Annotated in this window: 24 protein-coding genes; 9 read left to right on the plus strand and 15 right to left on the minus strand. The window is 70.7% G+C overall.

Translation table 11 applies throughout. The features are described from left to right. Positions 1–131 precede the first annotated feature (131 nt). Positions 132–389, minus strand: a complete 258-nt coding sequence (locus tag ACFXAE_RS08705; RefSeq protein WP_030219886.1) for a WhiB family transcriptional regulator — start codon at positions 387–389, stop codon at positions 132–134. A gap of 318 nt (positions 390–707) precedes the next feature. Continuing rightward, positions 708–1,676, minus strand: a complete 969-nt coding sequence (locus ACFXAE_RS08710) for a diacylglycerol/lipid kinase family protein (RefSeq protein WP_384710141.1) — start codon at positions 1,674–1,676, stop codon at positions 708–710. Between the two features lie 114 nt (positions 1,677–1,790). Here ACFXAE_RS08710 and ACFXAE_RS08715 point away from each other — a divergent pair, with 114 nt between their 5' ends. Next, positions 1,791–2,231, plus strand: a complete 441-nt coding sequence (locus ACFXAE_RS08715; RefSeq protein ID WP_384710144.1) for a hypothetical protein — start codon at positions 1,791–1,793, stop codon at positions 2,229–2,231. Positions 2,232–2,255: 24 nt separating this feature from the next. Here the strand turns inward: ACFXAE_RS08715 and ACFXAE_RS08720 are convergent, their stop codons facing one another. The 3 genes from ACFXAE_RS08720 to ACFXAE_RS08730 all read right to left on the minus strand — a co-directional run bounded on the left by ACFXAE_RS08720 (position 2,256) and on the right by ACFXAE_RS08730 (position 4,345). Continuing rightward, complete coding sequence (locus ACFXAE_RS08720; protein WP_384710147.1) at positions 2,256–3,395, minus strand: RNA polymerase sigma factor SigF; 1,140 nt, start codon at positions 3,393–3,395, stop codon at positions 2,256–2,258. A 17-nt stretch (positions 3,396–3,412) separates the two neighbouring features. After that, complete coding sequence (locus ACFXAE_RS08725; RefSeq protein ID WP_004925829.1) at positions 3,413–3,826, minus strand: anti-sigma regulatory factor; 414 nt, start codon at positions 3,824–3,826, stop codon at positions 3,413–3,415. Between the two features lie 258 nt (positions 3,827–4,084). Further along, entirely contained in the window at positions 4,085–4,345 is a 261-nt protein-coding gene (locus tag ACFXAE_RS08730; RefSeq protein WP_384710150.1) for a UBP-type zinc finger domain-containing protein, read from the minus strand. A 60-nt stretch (positions 4,346–4,405) separates the two neighbouring features. Between ACFXAE_RS08730 and ACFXAE_RS08735 the strand changes: the two genes are divergently transcribed. Continuing rightward, complete coding sequence (locus tag ACFXAE_RS08735; protein WP_384710153.1) at positions 4,406–5,998, plus strand: Na+/H+ antiporter; 1,593 nt, start codon at positions 4,406–4,408, stop codon at positions 5,996–5,998. 4 nt (positions 5,999–6,002) lie between these two features. Here ACFXAE_RS08735 and ACFXAE_RS08740 read toward each other — a convergent pair whose 3' ends face one another. From ACFXAE_RS08740 to ACFXAE_RS08750, 3 genes are all read right to left on the minus strand, one after another. Then, a complete protein-coding gene (locus tag ACFXAE_RS08740) occupies positions 6,003–6,923 on the minus strand; it encodes a 1-aminocyclopropane-1-carboxylate deaminase/D-cysteine desulfhydrase (RefSeq protein ID WP_384710156.1) in 921 nt (306 codons plus the stop codon). Further along, the gene (locus tag ACFXAE_RS08745; RefSeq protein ID WP_384710159.1) at positions 6,920–7,345 is read right to left on the minus strand and encodes a DUF6010 family protein; all 426 of its coding nucleotides are present in this window, start codon (positions 7,343–7,345) and stop codon (positions 6,920–6,922) included. The genes ACFXAE_RS08740 and ACFXAE_RS08745 overlap by 4 nt, the downstream gene beginning before the upstream one ends. A gap of 133 nt (positions 7,346–7,478) precedes the next feature. Next, positions 7,479–8,069 carry an N-acetylmuramoyl-L-alanine amidase gene (locus ACFXAE_RS08750; RefSeq protein WP_384710162.1) on the minus strand — a complete coding sequence of 197 codons (591 nt, stop codon included), beginning with the start codon at positions 8,067–8,069 and terminating at the stop codon, positions 7,479–7,481. A gap of 294 nt (positions 8,070–8,363) precedes the next feature. Here ACFXAE_RS08750 and ACFXAE_RS08755 point away from each other — a divergent pair, with 294 nt between their 5' ends. From ACFXAE_RS08755 to ACFXAE_RS08775, 5 genes are all read left to right on the plus strand, one after another. After that, complete coding sequence (locus tag ACFXAE_RS08755) at positions 8,364–9,770, plus strand: family 2B encapsulin nanocompartment shell protein (RefSeq protein WP_384710165.1); 1,407 nt, start codon at positions 8,364–8,366, stop codon at positions 9,768–9,770. A 133-nt stretch (positions 9,771–9,903) separates the two neighbouring features. After that, positions 9,904–11,016, plus strand: coding sequence for a family 2 encapsulin nanocompartment cargo protein polyprenyl transferase (locus ACFXAE_RS08760; protein WP_384710168.1), 1,113 nt, complete (start codon positions 9,904–9,906; stop codon positions 11,014–11,016). Between the two features lie 193 nt (positions 11,017–11,209). Next, positions 11,210–11,824 (plus strand): GNAT family N-acetyltransferase, encoded by a 615-nt coding sequence (locus tag ACFXAE_RS08765; protein WP_384710171.1) that lies wholly within the window; start codon positions 11,210–11,212, stop codon positions 11,822–11,824. A 295-nt stretch (positions 11,825–12,119) separates the two neighbouring features. Further along, positions 12,120–12,704: a dihydrofolate reductase family protein gene (locus tag ACFXAE_RS08770; protein WP_384710174.1), complete on the plus strand. Its 585-nt coding sequence runs from the start codon at positions 12,120–12,122 to the stop codon at positions 12,702–12,704. 287 nt (positions 12,705–12,991) lie between these two features. Beyond that, a complete protein-coding gene (locus ACFXAE_RS08775; RefSeq protein WP_384710177.1) occupies positions 12,992–13,219 on the plus strand; it encodes a hypothetical protein in 228 nt (75 codons plus the stop codon). On the opposite strand, the gene ACFXAE_RS08780 is transcribed toward ACFXAE_RS08775, so the two are convergent. From ACFXAE_RS08780 to sodN, 4 genes are all read right to left on the minus strand, one after another. Then, complete coding sequence (locus tag ACFXAE_RS08780; RefSeq protein ID WP_384710180.1) at positions 13,216–13,959, minus strand: VOC family protein; 744 nt, start codon at positions 13,957–13,959, stop codon at positions 13,216–13,218. The two genes, ACFXAE_RS08775 and ACFXAE_RS08780, sit on opposite strands and share 4 nt — an antisense overlap. After that, complete coding sequence (locus ACFXAE_RS08785) at positions 13,956–14,384, minus strand: VOC family protein (RefSeq protein WP_384710183.1); 429 nt, start codon at positions 14,382–14,384, stop codon at positions 13,956–13,958. Before ACFXAE_RS08785 ends, ACFXAE_RS08780 begins: the two co-directional genes overlap by 4 nt. Before the next feature lie 9 nt (positions 14,385–14,393). Further along, positions 14,394–14,816, minus strand: a complete 423-nt coding sequence (locus ACFXAE_RS08790; protein ID WP_384710186.1) for a helix-turn-helix transcriptional regulator — start codon at positions 14,814–14,816, stop codon at positions 14,394–14,396. 143 nt (positions 14,817–14,959) lie between these two features. Further along, the gene (sodN, locus tag ACFXAE_RS08795) at positions 14,960–15,355 is read right to left on the minus strand and encodes a superoxide dismutase, Ni (RefSeq protein WP_004983535.1); all 396 of its coding nucleotides are present in this window, start codon (positions 15,353–15,355) and stop codon (positions 14,960–14,962) included. Between the two features lie 146 nt (positions 15,356–15,501). Here sodN and sodX point away from each other — a divergent pair, with 146 nt between their 5' ends. Continuing rightward, positions 15,502–15,936 (plus strand): nickel-type superoxide dismutase maturation protease, encoded by a 435-nt coding sequence (gene sodX / locus ACFXAE_RS08800; protein ID WP_384710189.1) that lies wholly within the window; start codon positions 15,502–15,504, stop codon positions 15,934–15,936. Here the strand turns inward: sodX and ACFXAE_RS08805 are convergent. After that, complete coding sequence (locus tag ACFXAE_RS08805; protein ID WP_384710192.1) at positions 15,819–16,469, minus strand: CGNR zinc finger domain-containing protein; 651 nt, start codon at positions 16,467–16,469, stop codon at positions 15,819–15,821. The genes sodX and ACFXAE_RS08805 overlap by 118 nt on opposite strands. A gap of 100 nt (positions 16,470–16,569) precedes the next feature. On the opposite strand from ACFXAE_RS08805, the gene ACFXAE_RS08810 reads away from it, so the two are divergent. After that, complete coding sequence (locus ACFXAE_RS08810) at positions 16,570–17,340, plus strand: class I SAM-dependent methyltransferase (RefSeq protein WP_384710195.1); 771 nt, start codon at positions 16,570–16,572, stop codon at positions 17,338–17,340. Between the two features lie 57 nt (positions 17,341–17,397). Here the strand turns inward: ACFXAE_RS08810 and ACFXAE_RS08815 are convergent, their stop codons facing one another. Both ACFXAE_RS08815 and ACFXAE_RS08820 read right to left on the minus strand, forming a co-directional pair. Beyond that, positions 17,398–18,162, minus strand: coding sequence for an amino acid ABC transporter ATP-binding protein (locus ACFXAE_RS08815; RefSeq protein WP_384710198.1), 765 nt, complete (start codon positions 18,160–18,162; stop codon positions 17,398–17,400). Further along, positions 18,159–19,097 carry an amino acid ABC transporter permease gene (locus tag ACFXAE_RS08820; protein ID WP_384710201.1) on the minus strand — a complete coding sequence of 313 codons (939 nt, stop codon included), beginning with the start codon at positions 19,095–19,097 and terminating at the stop codon, positions 18,159–18,161. Before ACFXAE_RS08820 ends, ACFXAE_RS08815 begins: the two co-directional genes overlap by 4 nt. Positions 19,098–19,127 lie beyond the last annotated feature (30 nt).

The raw sequence follows: 19,127 nt of genomic DNA on the forward strand, positions 1-19,127 counted from the left end.
GGTGAAGGTCCGAGGCCAGTGCTCATGCGATGCGGGGGAGCATCGGGGTACTGCGCGCTGCGGCTCGGGGGCGGGAGATGCGTACGCGCCGTACGCGCCGCCAAGCTCAGGCTGTCAGCAGGGGTGGGTTGTCAGGCGGAGGCCTGACGGGCCCGGTTGCGGGCGGCACGGCGCTTCATCGCGCGACGCTCGTCCTCGCTGAGACCACCCCAGACGCCGCTGTCCTGACCGGACTCGAGCGCCCACTGCAGGCAGCTCTCGATCACCGGGCAACGACGGCAGACGGCCTTGGCTTCCTCGATCTGCAGCAGCGCAGGACCGGTGTTGCCGATGGGGAAGAAGAGCTCGGGGTCTTCCTCGCGGCAAACGGCGTTGTGACGCCAGTCCATGGCTGCTACCTCTCATGGTATGTAAATGCGATTGCTTGTGAATGTGAACGCTTTCACGAATCCCTCAACAAGGGAAGGGCCGAGCGCCAGGTTCGCTGGCGTGGTCCTTGGGTTTGAAGAGGGGTTCCGGTGATCTGTGGAGGCCGGTGTTGCGGGCCGTCCCGATCGCCATGTAGAGACTCGCAAACCTCGGCGGCGGATACAACCCCTTCCGAAAAGTTTTTTTTGATTCTTCGGTGTCGACTAGGTCACAGCCGTACTTCCATGGGGTGGATCCTGGTCTAAACGTTCGACTGAAAGGACTTTGGCCCTTTCTGCTCACACAATCACACGCAGTGCACGGCGTACGCCTGTGAACGTCACGCTGGTTCGCAGCCCCAGGTGGTCACCGTCCATCTGGAGGGGCAGTGGCACCTTCGAATGCAAGGTGAAGCGTGTCAGATCGTGCCGGGAGACCGCATGCCTGCCACGGGGTCCGCGCTCCGGGGACGAAGTGAGCAACTGGGTGCCATACCGGGCAACCGCGGCGGTGGACATCCGGCTCAGACCGAAGAGATCGAGGCCCGTATCGAACGAGGCCTTAGGTGACGCGTAGATCGGGCGATTGCCGAGAAACGTCCACGGCGAGGTGTTCGAGACTATGGAGAGCACCAGATCGGTGACCGGCTCCTCGCCCGGATGCTCCAGGGTGATCACACCGTGCCGCCGGTGCGGGTCGCCGAGCAGTTGACGGACCACCTGGCGCATGTACAGCGCGTGGGTCGACTTCCTGCCGCGTTCCCGCTGCTGCTCCACCCGGCCGACCACACCGGCGTCGAAGCCCAGCCCCGCGTTGAAGGTGAACCAGCGGGCCGGCACGGCCTCGTCCTCCGAGCCCGGCGTGCCCGAGGTCAGACCCAGGCCGACGGTGCGCTCGCGGCCCTCGCGCAGTGCGTCCAGCAGGACGCCGGTGGCCTCCACGGGCTGGTTGGGCAGGCCCAGGGCACGGGCGAAGACATTGGTGGAGCCGCCGGGGACCACGGCGAGACCGGGCAGGTGCTCCGGGTCGGGCCCCGCGTGCAGCAGACCGTTGACGACCTCGTTGACCGTGCCGTCCCCACCGAGGGCCACCACCATGTCGATGTCGTCGCTCTCCGCGGCCTGCCGGCCCAGGTCGCGCGCGTGTCCGCGGTACTCGGTGGTGACCGCCTCCAGCTTCATCTCGCTGGCGAGCGCGTGGATCAGCACATCGCGCGTGCGCGCACTGGTGGTGGTTGCCGCCGGGTTGACCACGAGAAGTGCACGCATGACGTGCAGGGTACCTACTGAGTGGTACCGGGCCCAGACCGAGGCGGGGGCGGAAGGAGAGACGGGGCGTGAACCTCGGCACGGGGCGCGCACGGCGAGGGCTACCCTTCAGGGGTGAGCAGTGAGCAGACCCCCACCACCGCCCCGGACGCCACCGGCCCCCGCCCGCGCCGTCTGACGTACGCCGCGGCGCTGGCCGCCCTGGAAGGACTCGCGCTGGTGGCCGGCGGAGTGTGGATGTCGGTCCTCGCCCTCACCGGCGAACCGGACGACCGCCGCCAGGCCGTCACCGGCGGGGCGACACTGATCGTGCTCGCGCTGCTCCCGCTGCTCGCCGCGCGGGGACTGTTCGCCCGGCGGAGCTGGAGCCGCGGCCCCGCCGTCATCACACAGATCATCGCGCTGCCGGTGGCCTACAACCTGCTGGTGTCCGACGGTGTGGCCATCCCCGCCGGGATCGCGCTCGCCGTCGTGGCCGTCACCGCGCTCGTCCTGCTGATCAACCCCGAGACGACCCGGGCCCTCGGCATCCGGGGGCCCGGGAACGCCGAGTAGCAGCGTCCCGGCGGCCACGCCGGGTCACTCCTCCACGAGCAGCTTCTCCCGCAGCTGAGCCAGGGTGCGGGCCAGCAGCCGGGAGACGTGCATCTGCGAGATGCCGACCTCCTGGGCGATCTGCGACTGGGTCATGTTGCCGAAGAAGCGCAGCAGCAGGATCCGCTTCTCGCGCGGTGGCAGGTCCTCCAGCAGCGGCTTGAGCGACTCCCGGTACTCCACGCCCTCCAGCGCCTCGTCCTCGGCGCCGAGGGTGTCGGCGACCGCCGGGGACTCGTCGTCGGTGTCGGGGACGTCCAGGGACAGCGTGGAGTACGCGTTCGCGGACTCCAGACCCTCCAGGACCTCCTCCTCGGAGATGGCCAGCTTCTCGGCCAGCTCGTGCACCGTGGGGGAGCGGCCGTGCAGCTGGGACAGCTCCGCCGTGGCCGTGGTGAGGGCCAGCCGCAGCTCCTGCAGCCGGCGCGGCACCCGCACCGCCCAGCCCTTGTCGCGGAAGTGCCGCTTGATCTCGCCGACGACCGTCGGGGTCGCGTACGTCGAGAACTCCACGCCCCGGTCGGGGTCGAAGCGGTCGACCGACTTGATCAGCCCGATGGTGGCGACCTGGGTGAGGTCGTCCAGCGGCTCCCCGCGGTTGCGGAAGCGGCGCGCGAGGTGCTCGACGAGCGGCAGATGCATGCGCACCAGGCGGTTGCGCAGCTCCGCGTACTCGGGAGTGCCGTCCTGCAGCGTGCGGAGCTCGAGGAACATGGCGCGCGCCCCGCTGCGGTCCCGCGGATCGTGGTGCGCGTGCCCGCCCTGGGTGCCCGGAGCACCGGGGGTGCTCCGCGCGCCCCGGGCGGCGGGCGCCCGGGGCGCCTCGTCCTCGGAGTGTCGCTCGTGCTCGCTCATCGTCCCGCCCGTCGCCCTTCCCCGAGCGCTCGCCTCTTCCCCCGCCGCCGGGTTGGCCCTGGCGGGGGCGCCCCCTCGGCCCGGAGCGGCCCCGGCCGGCCCGGCCGCGGGCGCGGGTCGCGCGGCACCGCCGGGCTGCCCGCCGCCCGGGGTGACGGCCTTTGTGGAGTCGTCCTCCGGGTGCGGCCGGGCCTGCTCGGGGATGCCGTCGATGCCCTCCGGCACGCGCTCGTCCGGCAGCTCCCGTGTGCCGCGTTCTTCGTCCCGCACCGGCCCGTCCTCGCTCCTCACGCCGGCCCGGGTCCCGCGCCGCGCTGTTTGTAGAGGCTGATCGACACGGTCTTGTCCTCGTCCACGGCGGAGGAGACCTTGCCCGCGAGCGCGGACAGCACGGTCCAGGCGAAGGTGTCCCGCGAAGGGGCGTGACCGTCCGTGGTCGGCGCCGAGACGGTCACCTCGAGTGAGTCGTCGACGAGCCGGAAGACACAGCTGAGCACCGAACCCGGCACGGCCTGCTGGAGCAGGATCGCGCAGGCCTCGTCGACCGCGATGCGCAGGTCCTCGATCTCGTCGAGGGTGAAGTCCAAACGGGCCGCGAGGCCGGCCGTGGCCGTACGCAGCACCGACAGGTAGGCCCCCGCGGCCGGCAGCCGGACTTCCACGAAGTCCTGGGTCGCGGGCTCGCCTGCGATCTGGGACACCCTCACCTCCAAGGTGGTACAAGCGTTTCAGGGCCTGGTTCGCCCCCGGGTAACGCGCTACGTGGTTCAGCGGTGACGCTATCGCGCTCTCGACGGTCCTGTCCCCGGGACCCCGACCCGCATGCCGTCACTCATAGTAAAACTATGAATACGCTCCGTGGCTAGGGGTCTGCGGCTCCCAAATGGGAAGAGCGTGCGCCGCATTGACGTACCCAGACGTCAGACGGTCGAACCGTCCGGCACCGGGGTCACGCCGGGTCACACGAGTACGTGGTCGACGAAGCACCAGCGCCAGTCCTCGCCGGGCTCGTGGGTCCGCATCACGGGGTGGCCGGTCTCGTTGTGGTGCTCCGTGGCGTGCCGTTTCGGCGAGGAGTCGCAGCACCCGACGTGACCGCAGGTGAGGCAGAGGCGCAGCTGCACCGGATCGGTGCCGTCCCGCAGACACTCCGGACACGTCTCACCGAGCGGGACGGGTTCCGGGTGCGGCAGCGCGTCGGCGTGCGTGCACTGTTTCATGATTGCCAGATTACGACGCCCGCGCGGAAGACCGCGCGGAAAAACGAGGGTGGGCCGGACATGGATGTGATGCCGCTGCTGTTGCTGGTGGCGGGCAGTGCCGCGATCGCCGCGGCCGCCCGGCGTACGTCGGTGCCGCCGCCGCTGCTGCTGGTCGCCGCCGGGCTGGCGGTCAGCTACGTCCCCGGCGTGCCCGAGTACACGCTCGACCCGCACATCGTCCTGCCGCTCATCCTGCCCCCGCTGCTGCACACGGCGGCCACCGACAGCTCCTACCTCGACCTCCGGGCGCAACTGCGTCCGGTGGCGCTGCTGTCGGTGGGGTACGTACTGTTCGCGACGTTCGCCGTCGGCTGGGTCCTGTACCTGATCGTGCCGGGCCTGCCGTTGACCGCGGCGCTGGTGTTCGGCGCCGTGGTGGCCCCGCCGGACGCGGTCGCGGCGACGGCGGTGGCACGCCGGGTGGGGCTGCCGTCCCGGATCACCACCATCCTCCAGGGCGAGTCCCTGCTGAACGACGCCACCGCGATCACCGCGTTCCGGGTGGCCGTGGCGGCCGCGGTCGGCGAGGGCGCGACCTGGGCCGGGGGAGTCGGCGAGTTCCTGCTCGCGGCGGTCGGCGGCCTGGTGGTCGGCCTGGTGCTGATGGCGCCGCTGCACTGGCTGCGCACCCATGTGAAGGAGGCGCTGCCGCAGAACACGCTCTCCCTGCTGATCCCGTTCGTCGCGTACGCCGCCGCAGAGCAGGTGCACGCCTCCGGCGTCATCGCCGTGGTGGTCGTCGCCCTCTACCTGGGGCACCGCGCGTGGGAGGTCGATTTCGCCACCCGCCTCCAGGAGGACGCGGTGTGGAAGATGGTCGCGTTCGTCCTGGAGTCCGCGGTGTTCGCGCTGATCGGACTGCAGCTGCCCGTCGTCCTGAGAGAACTCGGCGAGTACGAGGGCATCGACGCCGCCTGGTACGCGGTCGCCGTCTTCGCGGTGGTCGTCGTCATGCGGTTCGTCTGGGTGTACCCGGCGACCTGGCTGCCGCCGATGCTGTCGGCCAAGATCAGGGAACGCGAGGGCAGACCCGGCTGGAAGGCGCCGTTCGTCATCGCGTGGGCCGGGATGCGAGGCGTGGTCTCGCTGGCCATCGCCTTCTCGATCCCGGTCACCGCCGAGGGCGAGGACTTCCCGCAGCGCAACCTGCTGCTCTTCCTGACCTTCACCACCGTCATCGGCACCCTGGTCGTGCAAGGGCTGACGCTGCCCCCGCTGATCCGGGTGCTCAAGCTCCCCGGACGCGACGTACAGGCCGAGACCCTGGCCGAGGCCAACGCCCAGGCGCAGGCCTCCCGGGTCGCCGAGCAGCGCCTGGACGAGCTGCTGGCCGACGAGCGCAACACCCTGCCCGCGCCGCTCGCCGAGCGTCTGCGCACCGTCCTGGAGCGCCGCCGCAACGCCGTCTGGGAACGGCTCGGGCAGGCCAACCCGGTCACCGGGGAGTCGGTGGACGACACCTACCGGCGGCTGTCACGGGAGATGATCGGCGCGGAGCGCGAGATGTTCGTCCGGCTGCGCGACGGCCGCTACATCGACGACGAGATGCTGCGCACGCTGCTGCGCCGGCTGGACCTGGAGGAGGCGGCGGCGTTCCGGGAGGCGACCTGACCGCTCACGGGAAGGGCCGGCCGGTGATCACCGCGGCGACCTCGCTCCCGCGCGGGAACGCGTTCTCCTCCGCCAGGGAGACAAGGGCGTAAAGCAACTTGGCGACATAGAGACGTTCGACCGGGATGCCGTGGCGGTGCTCGAAGTCCTCGGCGAACGCTTCGAGTTCCGGGGTGGCGCGGGCGTAGCCACCGAAGTGGAAGCGGTCGTCGAGGCTCCAGTCGCCGCGCGGGCCGCCGAACGCCTCGCTCTGCAGGACCCGTATGTCCTCGGCCAGGAAGCCGCCCTTGAGTACGGGTATGCCCAGCGCGCGCGTCCCGCCGCCGAGCCCGGCGGCCAGTCCGGCCAGCGTGCCACCGGTGCCGCAGGCCACCGCCACCACGTCCGCCCGGCCGGCCAGCTCCTCTCCGAGCGCCCGGCAGCCGCGCACGGCGACGGGGTTGCTGCCGCCCTCGGGCACGACGTACGCGTCCCCGGCGCCCGCCGCGCGCAGCACGGCCGCCAGGGTTCGCGGCTCGGCCTTGCGGCGGTACGTCGACCGGTCGACGAAGTGCAGTCGCATCCCGTCGGCCGCGCACCGGGCCAGCGAGGGATTGAGCGGGCGGTCGGCGAGTTCCTGCCCGCGCACCACGCCCACCGTGCGCAGGCCGAGCAGCCGGCCGGCGGCGGCCGTGGCCCGCAGATGGTTGGAGTACGCGCCGCCGAAGGTGAGCACGGTCCGCCCGGCCGCCTCGTCGAGGTTCGGCGCGAGCTTGCGCCACTTGTTGCCGACCAGTTCGGGGTGGATCAGGTCGTCCCGCTTCAGCAGCAGCCGCACCCCGTGCCGCTCGAACCGCCCGTCCGCGACCTCACGCAGCGGGGAGGGCAGCCGTGGGCGCAGGCCCGCGAGGGAGTCGCGGGGGCCGGAGGTGTCGGAACCGGTCACAGGGCCATTGTCGCCCGCGGCTTCTCACGGCTTCGGCGGCGGTCGCGGAACAGGTCGATCAGGGAGGGACCGCCCCGCAGACACCACAGCGCGATCACCGGGTCGCAGATGGCGCAGCCCAGGGACGACGTGTGGGCGAACGGGATGATGGGGTTGCCCTTGAGATGGTGGACGACGTCCCACGCGGTGTGCAGCAGCCAGCCGACGCCGATGAACGTCCAGGAGTCCAGGCCGCGGAACGCCACACAGGTGACCAGCGCCGTGAAGGCGAACTCCCAGCCGCCCAGCCCGCCGCCGCTGAGGTAGGCGGCGCCCGCACCGGCGACCATGAGGGCGTTCAGGCGCCGCCGGTGCGGTTCACGGACGAGGGACATCAGCAGGGCGTAGAGGACACCGATGCCGACCGGGGCGACGTACTGCATGGCGAGACCTTTTCCTGGGACCGTCAGGGACGGTTCACCACGCTAGGAGCGGGCCGTCGCGGGCCCCAGGAGAGCGAGCGACACGTTCCGACGGGTTGTCGCCAGGCAGGCCGTGCGCCATCGCGCCCGCTCGTCAGTTCAGCCGGTCGCCGATCCGTTTCCTCATCGAGCTCATCGTGAACCCGCGCGGGTCCACCTTCCCCGGCTGCCACTCCTTGTGCCCGATCACCGACCGCTCGTTCCAGCCGTGGTGGCGGCACACGGCCGCCGCGGCTCTCTCGATGGCCTCCAGCTGGGCCGACGGCCAGGGGTCCTCGCCGTCGCCGAGGTTCTCGCACTCGAAGCCGTAGAAGTGCCGGTTGCCGTCGGTGTTCGCCTCGTTGTCCTTCGGCAGCCCTCTCTCGGCGATCACCGCGCGGAGCACGTCGTCGTCGCCGAGCCCGGCGTGGTTGGCCCTGCCGTAGCCGACGAGGTGGACCCGGCCGTCCTTGGTGATGACGCCGTGGCACAGGGGCCCGGGCAGACCCGCGTAACCCTTGCGGCAGATGTCGACCGTACGGGCGCTGCCCTTGGTCACCGTGTGGTGGATCATCACGCCGTGGACCGGGCCCCAGGGGCCCTTGTGGTTGCGGTTGTGGTCGCGCCAGTCACCGACCTCGACGACCGTGAGTCCTTCCGCCTTCAGAGCGCGCAGGAACGCGCTCGCGGACATGGGTGGGGCCATGACCGCCCTCCTTCGTGCCGGGCGACGGCCGCCCTTCGCAACCGCTCGCTACCGGGCCTATACCTGAAAGGAGCGAGTTCAACTACTCGTTCGCCTCCTGTACGAGCCGATCCGGACAATTTCCCTCCGGTACGACACCATCGGACGGGTGCCCATGTGTGCCCAGCCCTCCCAAGATCCAACCCCGCTCGATCGGGTAATGGCGTGCGCACGCTGCGTGAGGAAGGCTTGATCGCGCAATGCCATGCCCGGCACGGCCGGGTGCGGTATCACCATTGGGGAGGGCAATTCTCTATGTCGGTAGGCGAAGAGGTCCGTCCGGAGCAGGCCGGGCAGCAGCAGAGCCTCGGTACGGCGGCCGCGCGGAACCTGGCCACCACGACCAAGTCCGTGCCGCAGATGCAGGAGATCAGCTCACGCTGGCTGCCGCGCATGCTGCCCTGGGTCGATGTGCAGGGCGGTACATACCGTGTCAACAGGCGGCTGACATACGCCGTGGGTGATGGCCGGATGACGTTCGTGAAGACCGGCGACCGCGTCGAGATCATCCCCGCGGAACTGGGCGAGCTCCCGGTGCTGCGGTCGTACGAGGACGAGGAGGTGCTGACCGAGCTGGCCGCCCGCTGCCGGCAGCGGGAGATCGGGGCCGGTCAGGTCATCGCCTCCTTCGGCAGCCCGGCCGACGAGGTGTACCTGCTGGCGCACGGCAGGGTGGAGCGGGTCGGCACCGGCCCCTACGGCGAGGACGAGTCCCTCGGAGTCCTCGCCGACGGCGCCTACTTCGGCGAACAGGCGCTGCTGGGCGAGGACGCCGTCTGGGAGTACACCGCCCGCACCCTCACCGCCTGCACCGTGCTCGTGCTGCCGCGCGAGGCGGTCGAACAGGTCGCCGAGCGGTCGGACACCCTGCGCGAACACCTCCGTCGGCGGCTCACGGTCCCGGGGCAGCGCACCAACACATACGGCGAGAAGGAGATCGACCTCGCGGCCGGTCACAGCGGAGAGCCGGACATCCCGCACACCTTCGTCGACTACGAGGCCAGGCCTCGCGAGTACGAACTCAGCGTCGCCCAGACCGTGCTGCGCATCCACACCCGCGTGGCCGACCTCTACAACCAGCCCATGAACCAGACGGAACAGCAGCTCCGGCTGACCGTCGAGGCGCTGAAGGAGCGCCAGGAGCACGAACTCGTCAACAACCGCGACTTCGGCCTGCTCCACAACTGCGAGTACGACCAGCGGATCCAGCCCCACAACGGCGTGCCGAGCCCCGACGACATGGACGAACTGCTCAGCAGGCGGCGCGGAACCAGGCTGCTCCTCGCCCACCCGCGCGCGATCGCCGCGTTCGGCCGCGAGCTCAACAAGCGGGGACTCGTCCCCGAGACCATCGACATGGGCGGCAACCGCATCCCCACCTGGCGGGGAGTGCCGATCTTCCCGTGCAACAAGATCCCGGTGACCGAGGCCCGGACGACCTCCGTCATCGCCCTGCGCACCGGTGAGGAGGACCAGGGCGTCATCGGACTGCGGGCCGCCGGCATCCCCGACGAGATCGAGCCGAGTCTGTCCGTGCGGTTCATGGGCATCAACGAACAGGCCATCATCAAGTACCTGGTCACGGCCTACTATTCGGCCGCGGTCCTGGTACCGGACGCGCTCGGGATCCTGGAGAACGTCGAGATCGGCCGTTGGCGATGACCTGCGGCCTGCTCCCGCCCCGCACACCGTGTCCCCGCCCGTCCGGGCGGGTACACCTCGGAGGTATGCGCTCGACGGGCGCGGAAGCGCCATCCTTCCGCTCCTTCACCGAGTCGGTCCCAGGGGGAAGTCGATGACGGAGTCCATCACGGAGCCGAAGACGGGGCTTGCGGCGGAGAGCACGACCAGGATGCCGGCCGTGCCGGAGCAGCGGCCCGGTGACGGGCACGAGGCGACGATGCTGCTGGAGCGGGCGCGGGCCGCGGTCGACCCGGTGCTGCGGGCCGCCATCGGATCGCTGCCCGGCCCGATGCGCCGCATCGCGCTCCACCACTTCGGCTGGGAGCAGGCGGACGGCGCCCCGGCCGGGGGCGGTTCGGGCAAGGCGATCCGCCCCGCCCTGGTGCTCGCCGCGGCCTCCGCCCTGGGCGGGCCCGCGGCCCGGGCGGCTGCCGTACGGGCGGCGGCCGCCGTGGAACTGGTCCACAACTTCACGCTGCTGCACGACGACGTGATGGACCGGGACACCACCCGCCGCCACCGGCCCACCGCCTGGACGGTGTTCGGGGACGCCGACGCGATCCTCGCCGGGGACGCCCTCCAGGCGCTCGCCCTGCGGCTGCTCGCCGAGGACCCCCATCCGGCGGCCTCGGCGGCGGCGGCCCGGCTCGCGGACTGCGTGATCGAGCTGTGTGCGGGGCAGCACGCCGACACGGCCATGGAGCAGCGGGCCCCCGACGAGGTCACCCTCGCCGAGACGCTCGCCATGGCCGAGTCCAAGACCGGCGCGCTGCTCGGCTGTGCCTGCGCGATCGGGGCGCTGTACGCGGACGTCGGGGACGCGGACGTGGCGGCACTGGACGGGTTCGGCCGGGAGGCGGGGCTGGCCTTCCAGCTCATCGACGACGTCATCGGCATATGGGGCGATCCACGTCGCACCGGCAAGCCGGCCGGCGCGGATCTGGCCGCCCGCAAGAAGTCGCTGCCGGTGGTCGCCGCGCTCACCTCCGGCACCCCGGAGGCAGCGCGACTCGCCGCCGTGTACGCGACCCCGCATCACAAGGAGGACGACCTGGAGGAGATCGCGCTGGCCGTGGAACGGGCGGGCGGCCGGGACTGGGCGCAGACCCAGGCGGCCGACCGGATGGCCCGGGCGATGCAGGAGGTGGCCCGTGCGGTGCCCGACCCGGAGGCGGCGGGCGGGTTGCTGGCTCTGGCCGAGTTCGTGACACGGCGCACCACCTGACGGCCCGCCGGCCGTCTCCCCGGCCCCGGAGCCACAGGATGCCGTGCGGCTCCTGACCCCGCACGGCACCGTGGCTCCGGTCCGGCGGGTCCCGCACTTCCCCACGATGTGCGGGGCCCGCCCTCCCCGCGCCGGTGGTCCCACTACGCTCAACGTCCGTATGCGCAGCGTCGGTTGAGAGGAAGGGACGGACATGGGCGTGGCGATCCGGACGGCTGGGGACGGGGACCGGGAACTGGTCGTCCGGCTCCTGGACGAGGCGTTCCAGGACGACCCGGTCAGTGGCTGGGTCTTCCCCGGCGACGAGTACCGCCGTACGACGCACCACAGGCTCATGGCCGCCTTCACCGATGCCGTGCTCGCCGAGGGGCGCGTCGACCTCACCGAGGACGGCTCGGCGTGCGCGCTGTGGATGTCCGTACCGGCGGACGAGCCCGGGCGCGGCGAGGAGCAGTCGGACGACGACGGTTTCGCGCGGATGCGCCAGGCCGTCGACCCGGACAACGAGCGCGTGGAACTGATCGGCCGGCTCACCGCGGACATCCACCCCTCGGGGCGGGCCCACGAGTACCTGTGGATGATCGGCGTGGCACCCGGCCGCCAGGGCGAAGGGCTCGGCACCGCGCTGATCGGGTCCGTCCTCGACCGCTGCGACCGGGAAGGGCTGGCGGCGTACCTGGAGGCGAGCAGCGAGCGCAGCGCCCGGTTGTACCGGCGCCTCGGCTTCGAGGCGTCCGGTGAGCCCTTGACGCTCCCGGACGGTCCGCGCATGTGGCCCATGTGGCGCGAACCCCGGACCGTCGGCTGACGGACCGGCCGGGAGGGACGGCCGTCGTCCCCCGACGGCCGGTCCGGTGCCCGCGCTGGTCGTGGGCCTGTTCCTCGTGATCGCCGTACGGCACACCCGCATGGTCCGCCGCACGGCGGGGAGCCGCGGCCACCGCCCGGGACAGCGGGCGGTCGCCCGGGGGCTCCAGGCACCGGCACATGCGGAATCCCCGTCCTCACTTGCCCCGGGTTTCACCTGCCTTCTTGCACCACTACAGTTGAAGTACTACAACTGGAGTTGTTCAGACGAGGGCAGTCCACGGAAAGAGGCCGCGTTGCGCAAGCTCACGTACTACATCGCCTGTTCCATCGACGGCTTCATCGGGGATCCGGAGGGTGACGCGTCGGCGATGTTCGCCTTCGTGGACGAGGAGTTCTTCGGATTCCTCGCGGCGGAGTACCCGGAGACCATTCCGACCCACGGCCGCAGGCAGACGAACATCGACCACCTGCCGAACAAGCGGTTCGACACGATCGTCCAGGGCAGGGCCAGCTACGACCTGGCCCTGAAGGAGGGCATCACCAGCCCCTACGCCCACCTGCGCGAATTCGTCGCCTCCCGCACGCTGGGGGAGTCGCCCGACCCCAACGTCGAGATCATCGCGGACGACCTGGTCGGCCGGGTGCGCACGCTGAAGGCGGAGGACAGCGCGTACGACATCTACCTGTGCGGCGGGGCCGGGATCGCCGGTGAACTGGTCGACGAGATCGACGAGCTGATCATCAAGACGTACCCCATCGTGCAGGGCTCCGGCATGCCGATGTTCGGCTCCGGCTTCTCGATCACGGAGTTCACGCTGGAGTCGGTGCGCTCGTTCGGCAACGGTGTGCTGGTCCGGACGTACGGCAGGAAGCGCTGAACCCGCTGCGGGCCTACTCTGGGGGCATGGACAGCGAACAACCCGTCTGTCCCGCCTGCGGACAGCCTGTGGAGACGGTGGTCCGGCGCCACAAGACGCTGGGCGCGTGGGTTCCGGTGTGGGTGCACGGCCCGTGCCGCAACCCGAGATGCAAGGAATCCCACGAGGCCGGGGAACCCGGACAAACTGAACAACCCGGACAAGCCGAACAACCCGGTGACGCCGAGGCGGGACCGGCGCGGAAGGACGCCGTGCGCCAGGCCTCCACCCGGCACTAGCGTTACGGCATGGGCGCGGTGTGGCGGTGGGGCGTGGGCATCTGGACGGCCGTCGTGATCGTCGGGGGCGGACTGACCCTGTGGTTGCGGGGCGAGGCGGAACCGCCGCCCCCGGCCGGCTGGGAAAGGGCAGAACCGAGCCCGACCCCCCGTCTCGCGGAGTGCCCGGCTCCCGAGCCGCCGCCCGGCGTCGAGGACGGCGTGGTGGCCACCGCCTGCCTCGTCACCACCGACTAGGCGGACCGGCGAGCCAGTCCGCCCGTCTCCGGATCACGGCCGGTCAGGCAGTACGTACCGCCCGCCGGGTCCCGCATCACCGTCCAGTGGCCGAATGTGGCCACGCGCACGGCACCGAGCTCCTCGTGCCGCACCCGGGTCGCGTCGATGTCGGCGCAGGCGAGGTCCAGATGGGCGGAGACCGGCCGTTCCTCCTCCAGCCGCTGGAGCAGGATGCGCACGGGCAGTCCGTCCGGCGGCCTGACCACGTGGAACTCCGGGAGCGAACCGGGCACCGCGTCCCAGTCGGGCAACAGCCCGCTCCAGAAGGCGACCTCCGCGTCATAGCGAGACGGCGGGAGATCGAGGCACACCTGGTCCAGACGGCTGCCGTGCACGACGGGCGGCCGCACCGACTCCCCGTGCCAGGGCACCGCGCAGAACAACTGTCCCGCGGGCGACCGCAGTACGGCCCACCCCTCGTGCTCACCGACCGTCTCCGCGCCCAGCCGCAGTGCGTCCGCGACGAACCCGGGCAGGTCATCCACGGAGAAGTCGAGATGAGCGCCACCCCGGCCCGAAACGATCCTCTGCAACCCCACGCAGGCATCGGCACCGTCCGCCGACAGGGTCACGAACTCCCCGTTGTCGCCGCTGGGTCCGGACAGCCGCGTCCCGGTGACGGCCGTCCAGAACCCACCGGTCCGGCCGGCCCCGGAGGCGGGCCGGTCGATGAAGGCGTACGTCCAGCGGACGCTCACCGCTCGGGACGTTCCATGAAGCGCAGCATGTTCCCCGCCGGGTCACGGAACGCGCAGTCACGCACCCCGTACGGCTGGTCCACCGGCTCCTGGAGCACGTCCACGCCGGCGGCGCGGACGCGCGCGAAGAGGGCGTCGCAGTCGGTGGTGGTGAAGTTGACCCCGCGCAGCATGCCCTTGGCCAACAGCTCGGCCATCGCCTGCTTGTCACCGGGGGAGGCGTCCGGGTTCGCGGCGGGCGGCTCCAGCACGATCTCCACGTCCGGCTGCTCCGGCGAGGCGACCGTCACCCAGCGCATCCCCTCGAACCCCACGTCGTTGCGGACCTCGAGCCCCAGCACGTCACGGTAGAAGGCCAGCGCCTTGTCGTGGTCGTCGACGGCGATGAAGCACTGGGCGAGCCGTACGTCGTTTCCTGTGTCCATGCGCCCACGTTAGAAGGTTCCGCTCGGGTCGACCCGGGTCCGGCCCCGGACCGGCCGGGTGTACATCCGGGCCACGCACGGCGGAATCACCGCGCTCTCCTCGTGCGACCGGGCCCGGTACGCGCTCGGCGTCTCCCCGACCAGCTCGGTGAACCGGGAGCTGAACGAACCGAGCGAGGTGCAGCCGACCGCGAGACACACCTCCGTCACCGTGAGGTCGCCCCGCCGCAGCAGCGCCTTGGCACGCTCGATGCGCCGGGTCATGAGATAGGCGTACGGCGTCTGCCCGTACGCCGCGCGGAAGCTGCGCTGGAAGTGACCGGGCGACATCAGCGCGGTCCGCGCCAGCTGCGTGACGTCGAGCGGCTCGGCGTACTCCCGGTCCATCCGGTCCCGGGCCCGTCGCAGCCGCACCAGATCCTCCAGCTCCATCCGCTCAGCATGTCACGCGCCGCGGGACCATGACAGCGGTTCCGCAGACGCCGAAGGGCCCTGCCGCACGCAGCGGCAGGGCCCTTGGCGACACCCGCGACCCGCGATGGTGCACCGATCGCCGTCACGGGAAGGAGGCCGGGTCAGGCCTTCTTGGTCTCCCAGAAGATCTTGTCGATCTGGGCGATGTAGTCCAGGGCCTTCTGGCCGGTCGCCGGGTCCGTCGACGCCTTGGCGGCCGACAGGGCCTTCAGGGTGTCGTTGACCAGCTGGTGCAGCTCCGGGTACTTCTCGAAGTGCGGAGGCTTGAAGTAGTCGCTCCACAGCACGGAGACGTGGTGCTTCGCCAGCTCGGCGCGCTGCTCCTTGATGACCGTGGCGCGGGCCTGGAAGTGCGGGTCGTCGTTGCCGGCCATCTTCTCCTGGACGGCCTTCACCGACTCCGCCTCGATGCGGGCCTGGGCCGGGTCGTACACGCCGCAGGGCAGGTCGCAGTGGGCGCTGACCTTGACCTTGGGGGCAAACAGGCGGGAAAGCATGGAGCGTTTCCTTCCTCGTGATCGTCTTCTCACACTGGACATTACTCCGTGGCGGACGGCTTTTCGCGGGTGCCCCCGCGGGCTTAGGACAAAAGTCCGGGGTGAGACTGGGACTGGTGGAGGACGAACCGGGGAGGTGCCGGGTGATGCCGGAGTTGTCGCAGGACACCGAGCGGGCGAGGGCGCCGCTGCCCTTCGGGGTGGCCGAGGTGACCGGGCCGTCCATGGTGCCCACGCTGCACCACGGGGACCGGCTTCTGGTGCACTACGGTGCCCGGGTCAAACGCGGGGACGTGATCGTGCTGCGCCACCCGTTCCAGCAGGACCTGCTCGTCGTCAAGCGGGCCGCCGAGCGACGGGAGGGCGGCTGGTGGGTGCTCGGGGACAACGCGTACGCCGGTGGTGACAGCACCGACTACGGCGTCGTCCCCGACGAACTGGTACTCGGCCGGGTCCGGTTCCGTTACCGGCCGCGCGGCTCCGAACGGCGTTCGCCGCTGGCCGTGGTGGGCTGGGCGCTGTCGTCGGCCCGGCCCGTGTTCTCCGGCCGGTCGGCCTCCAGGCGTTTGCGGGCGCGGTAGGCGGCCACGTTGGCGCGGGTGGCGCAGCGGTCGGAGCAGTAGCGGCGGGAACGGTTGGTGGAGGTGTCCAGATAGGCGTTGCGGCAGGGCGACGCCTCGCACAGGCCGAGGCGGTCCACGCCGTACTCGGTGAGGTGGAAGGCCAGGCCCATCGCGGCGGTGGCGGCGTAGCCGGCGGTGGCGTTGGACGGGTGGTCGGCCAGGTGCATGTGCCACAGCGGGCGGCCGTCGTCGTCGCGGAAGTCGTGGCCGGAGATCTGCGGGCTGACCGGGAACTCCAGCAGCAGTGAGTTCAGCAGGTCGACGGCGAGGGTCTCGTCGCCGCCGTCGGCCGCCTCGAAGACCGAGCGGAGCCTGGCCCGGACCGAGCGGAACCGCGTCACGTCGGCGTCGGTGGCGCGCCGGGCGGCCGAGTGGTTCCCGCCGAACAGATCGCGGACGGCCTCGACGGAGGTGAGCGTGTCCTTGCCCCGGACCGGTTCCTCGGTGTTGACGAGGCGCACGGCGTAATCCGAGTAATAGGCCAGTTCCACTTGTAGTCCTTACGCAGGAGATCTATCGTCAGGAGCGCGGTCTTGTAACAGACGATTCCGCACCCAGGGTATTACGGGACGTATGTGAGGGAGGCGCTCGATGACGGACGCGGACACCACCACGGCCGCCGCCGACTGGCGGGCCTGGCAGGAGAGCTGGGACCGGCAGCAGGAGTGGTACATGCCGGACCGGGAGGAACGCTTCAGGGTCATGCTCGACATGGTGGAGGCCCTCGTCGGCACCGCCCCGCGGGTGCTGGACCTCGCCTGCGGCACGGGCAGCATCACCGCCCGGCTGTTCGACCGGTTCCCGGACGCCACCAGCACCGGCGTCGACCTCGACCCGGCGCTGCTCGCCATCGCGGAGGGCACGTTCGAGGGGGACGGGCGGGTCTCCTTCGTGACGGCCGACCTCAAGGACCCCGAGTGGCCGGCGAAGCTGCCGTACGACTCCTACGACGCCGTACTGACCGCGACCGCCCTCCACTGGCTGCACCGGGAACCCCTCGCGGACCTCTACGGGCACATCGCGGGGCTCGTCCGCGACGGCGGTGTCTTCATGAACGCGGACCACATGATCGACGACACCACGCCCCGGATCAACGCGGCCGAGCGCGCCCAGCGGCACGCCCGCATGGATCAGGCCAAGGCGGACGGTGCCCTCGACTGGGCCGAGTGGTGGCAGCTCGCCGCGAAGGACCCGGTCCTCGCCGGACCGACGGCCCGTCGGTTCGAGATCTACGGCGAGCACGCCGACGGTGACATGCCGCCGGCCGCCTGGCACGCGCGCGTGCTGCGCGAGAAGGGGTTCGGCGAGGCGCGGCCGGTGTGGTGCTCGCCGTCGGACACCCTGCTGCTGGCGCTGAAGTAGCCGGAGGGGAACGCGAAGGGGCGGTACGGGATCCGTACCGCCCCTTCGCGTGTCCGCTCAGAGCACCTTGGACAGGAACGCCTTCGTGCGCTCGTGCTGCGGGTCGGTCAGGACGTCGCGCGGGTTGCCCGACTCGACCACCACGCCGCCGTCCATGAAGACCAGGCTGTCGCCCACCTCGCGGGCGAAGCCCATCTCGTGGGTGACGACGATCATCGTCATACCGGACTCGGCGAGGTCGCGCATGACGTCGAGGACGTCACCGACCAGCTCCGGGTCGAGCGCCGAGGTCGGCTCGTCGAAGAGCATCAGCTTGGGGTCCATGGCGAGCGCGCGGGCGATCGCCACGCGCTGCTGCTGGCCGCCGGAGAGCTGCGAGGGGTAGTTCCCGGCCTTGTCGCCGAGGCCCACGCGCTCCAGGAGCTGCGTCGCGCGCTCCCTGGCCTGCGCCCTGCTCACGCCCTTGACCTGGACCGGTGCCTCCATGACGTTCTCTACGGCCGTCATGTGCGGGAACAGGTTGAAGCGCTGGAAGACCATGCCGATGTCCCGGCGCTTCAGGGCGACCTCGTTGTCCTTGAGCTCGTAGAGCTTGTCGCCCTTCTGGCGGTAGCCGACCAGCTCGCCGTCGACGTACAGACGTCCGGCGTTGACCTTCTCGAGGTGGTTGATACACCTGAGGAAGGTGGACTTGCCGGAGCCGGAGGGACCGATGAGGCAGAACACCTCGCCGGACTTCACCTCCAGGTCGATGCCCTTGAGGACTTCCACGGAGCCGAAGGACTTGTGGACGCCCTCCGCCTTGACCATCGCGTTCGTCATGCTGTGACCCCCTTGCGGCTGGAGAAGGACGTCAGGTGGGCGCGGACCTTCTGCCAGGGGGTGGGCGGCAACTGGCGGCTCGATCCGCGGGCGTAGTACCGCTCGACGTAGTACTGGCCGACGCTGAGCACGGAGGTGAGGATCAGGTACCAGGCCGCGGCGAGGAACAGCATCTCGACCGTGGCGCCCGAGGTCGTACCGATGTCCTGGGCGTAGCGCAGGAGCTCGTAGTACTGGACCGCCGCGACGAGCGAGGTGGTCTTCAACATGTTGATGACCTCGTTGCCCGTGGGCGGCACGATCACGCGCATCGCCTGCGGGACCACGATCCGGCGCAGCGTCTTGGAGTGGCTCATGCCGAGCGCGTGGGCCGCCTCGGTCTGGCCCTCGTCGACGGCCAGCAGACCGGCGCGGCAGATTTCCGCCATGTACGCGGCCTCGTTCAGTCCGAGGCCGAGCAGCGCCGTCAGGAACGGCGTCATGAACTGGGACCACTCGTCCTTGTAGACCGGTCCGAGATTCACGTACTCGAAGACGAAGCCCAGGTTGAACCAGACGAACAGCTGGACCAGCACCGGGGTGCCGCGGAAGAACCAGATGTAGAACCAGGCGATCGACGAGGTCACCGGGTTCTTGGACAGCCGCATCACGGCGAGCAGGAGACCGCCGACGATGCCGATGACCATCGACAGGAAGGTCAGCCAGAGCGTCTCGCGGACGCCGGTGAGGATGCGGTCGTTGAAGAAGTAGTCGGGGATCGCGCCCCAGTTGATGTCGCCGTTCGCGAAGGCCCAGACGAGCGCGAAGAAGATGCCCAGGGCGAGCACGGCTGAGACGTAACGGCCGTAGTGCCGGACCGGAACGGCCTTGATGGCCTCCGGGCCGGCCGGCGGGGTGTCCGCCGGCCCGTCCGTCTTGTTGATGTCAGCAGTCACGGGTGTTGCCTTTCAGCGCCGCCGGTGCGC

The sequence above is a fragment of the Streptomyces sp. NPDC059454 genome, from assembly GCF_042749965.1.
Lineage (GTDB): Bacteria > Actinomycetota > Actinomycetes > Streptomycetales > Streptomycetaceae > Streptomyces.

Coding starts and splice junctions, on each gene's coding strand:
- ACFXAE_RS08815 (WP_384710198.1), bottom strand. CDS start 18,162: ATGACGAACGCGATGGTCAAGGCGGAGGGCGTCCACAAGTCCTTCGGC.
- ACFXAE_RS08755 (WP_384710165.1), top strand. CDS start 8,364: ATGTCGGTAGGCGAAGAGGTCCGTCCGGAGCAGGCCGGGCAGCAGCAG.
- ACFXAE_RS08750 (WP_384710162.1), bottom strand. CDS start 8,069: ATGGCCCCACCCATGTCCGCGAGCGCGTTCCTGCGCGCTCTGAAGGCG.
- ACFXAE_RS08705 (WP_030219886.1), bottom strand. CDS start 389: ATGGACTGGCGTCACAACGCCGTTTGCCGCGAGGAAGACCCCGAGCTC.
- ACFXAE_RS08775 (WP_384710177.1), top strand. CDS start 12,992: ATGGGCGCGGTGTGGCGGTGGGGCGTGGGCATCTGGACGGCCGTCGTG.
- ACFXAE_RS08730 (WP_384710150.1), bottom strand. CDS start 4,345: ATGAAACAGTGCACGCACGCCGACGCGCTGCCGCACCCGGAACCCGTC.
- sodN (WP_004983535.1), bottom strand. CDS start 15,355: ATGCTTTCCCGCCTGTTTGCCCCCAAGGTCAAGGTCAGCGCCCACTGC.
- ACFXAE_RS08760 (WP_384710168.1), top strand. CDS start 9,904: ATGACGGAGTCCATCACGGAGCCGAAGACGGGGCTTGCGGCGGAGAGC.
- ACFXAE_RS08765 (WP_384710171.1), top strand. CDS start 11,210: ATGGGCGTGGCGATCCGGACGGCTGGGGACGGGGACCGGGAACTGGTC.
- sodX (WP_384710189.1), top strand. CDS start 15,502: ATGCCGGAGTTGTCGCAGGACACCGAGCGGGCGAGGGCGCCGCTGCCC.
- ACFXAE_RS08785 (WP_384710183.1), bottom strand. CDS start 14,384: ATGGACACAGGAAACGACGTACGGCTCGCCCAGTGCTTCATCGCCGTC.
- ACFXAE_RS08745 (WP_384710159.1), bottom strand. CDS start 7,345: ATGCAGTACGTCGCCCCGGTCGGCATCGGTGTCCTCTACGCCCTGCTG.
- ACFXAE_RS08810 (WP_384710195.1), top strand. CDS start 16,570: ATGACGGACGCGGACACCACCACGGCCGCCGCCGACTGGCGGGCCTGG.
- ACFXAE_RS08790 (WP_384710186.1), bottom strand. CDS start 14,816: ATGGAGCTGGAGGATCTGGTGCGGCTGCGACGGGCCCGGGACCGGATG.
- ACFXAE_RS08710 (WP_384710141.1), bottom strand. CDS start 1,676: ATGCGTGCACTTCTCGTGGTCAACCCGGCGGCAACCACCACCAGTGCG.
- ACFXAE_RS08735 (WP_384710153.1), top strand. CDS start 4,406: ATGGATGTGATGCCGCTGCTGTTGCTGGTGGCGGGCAGTGCCGCGATC.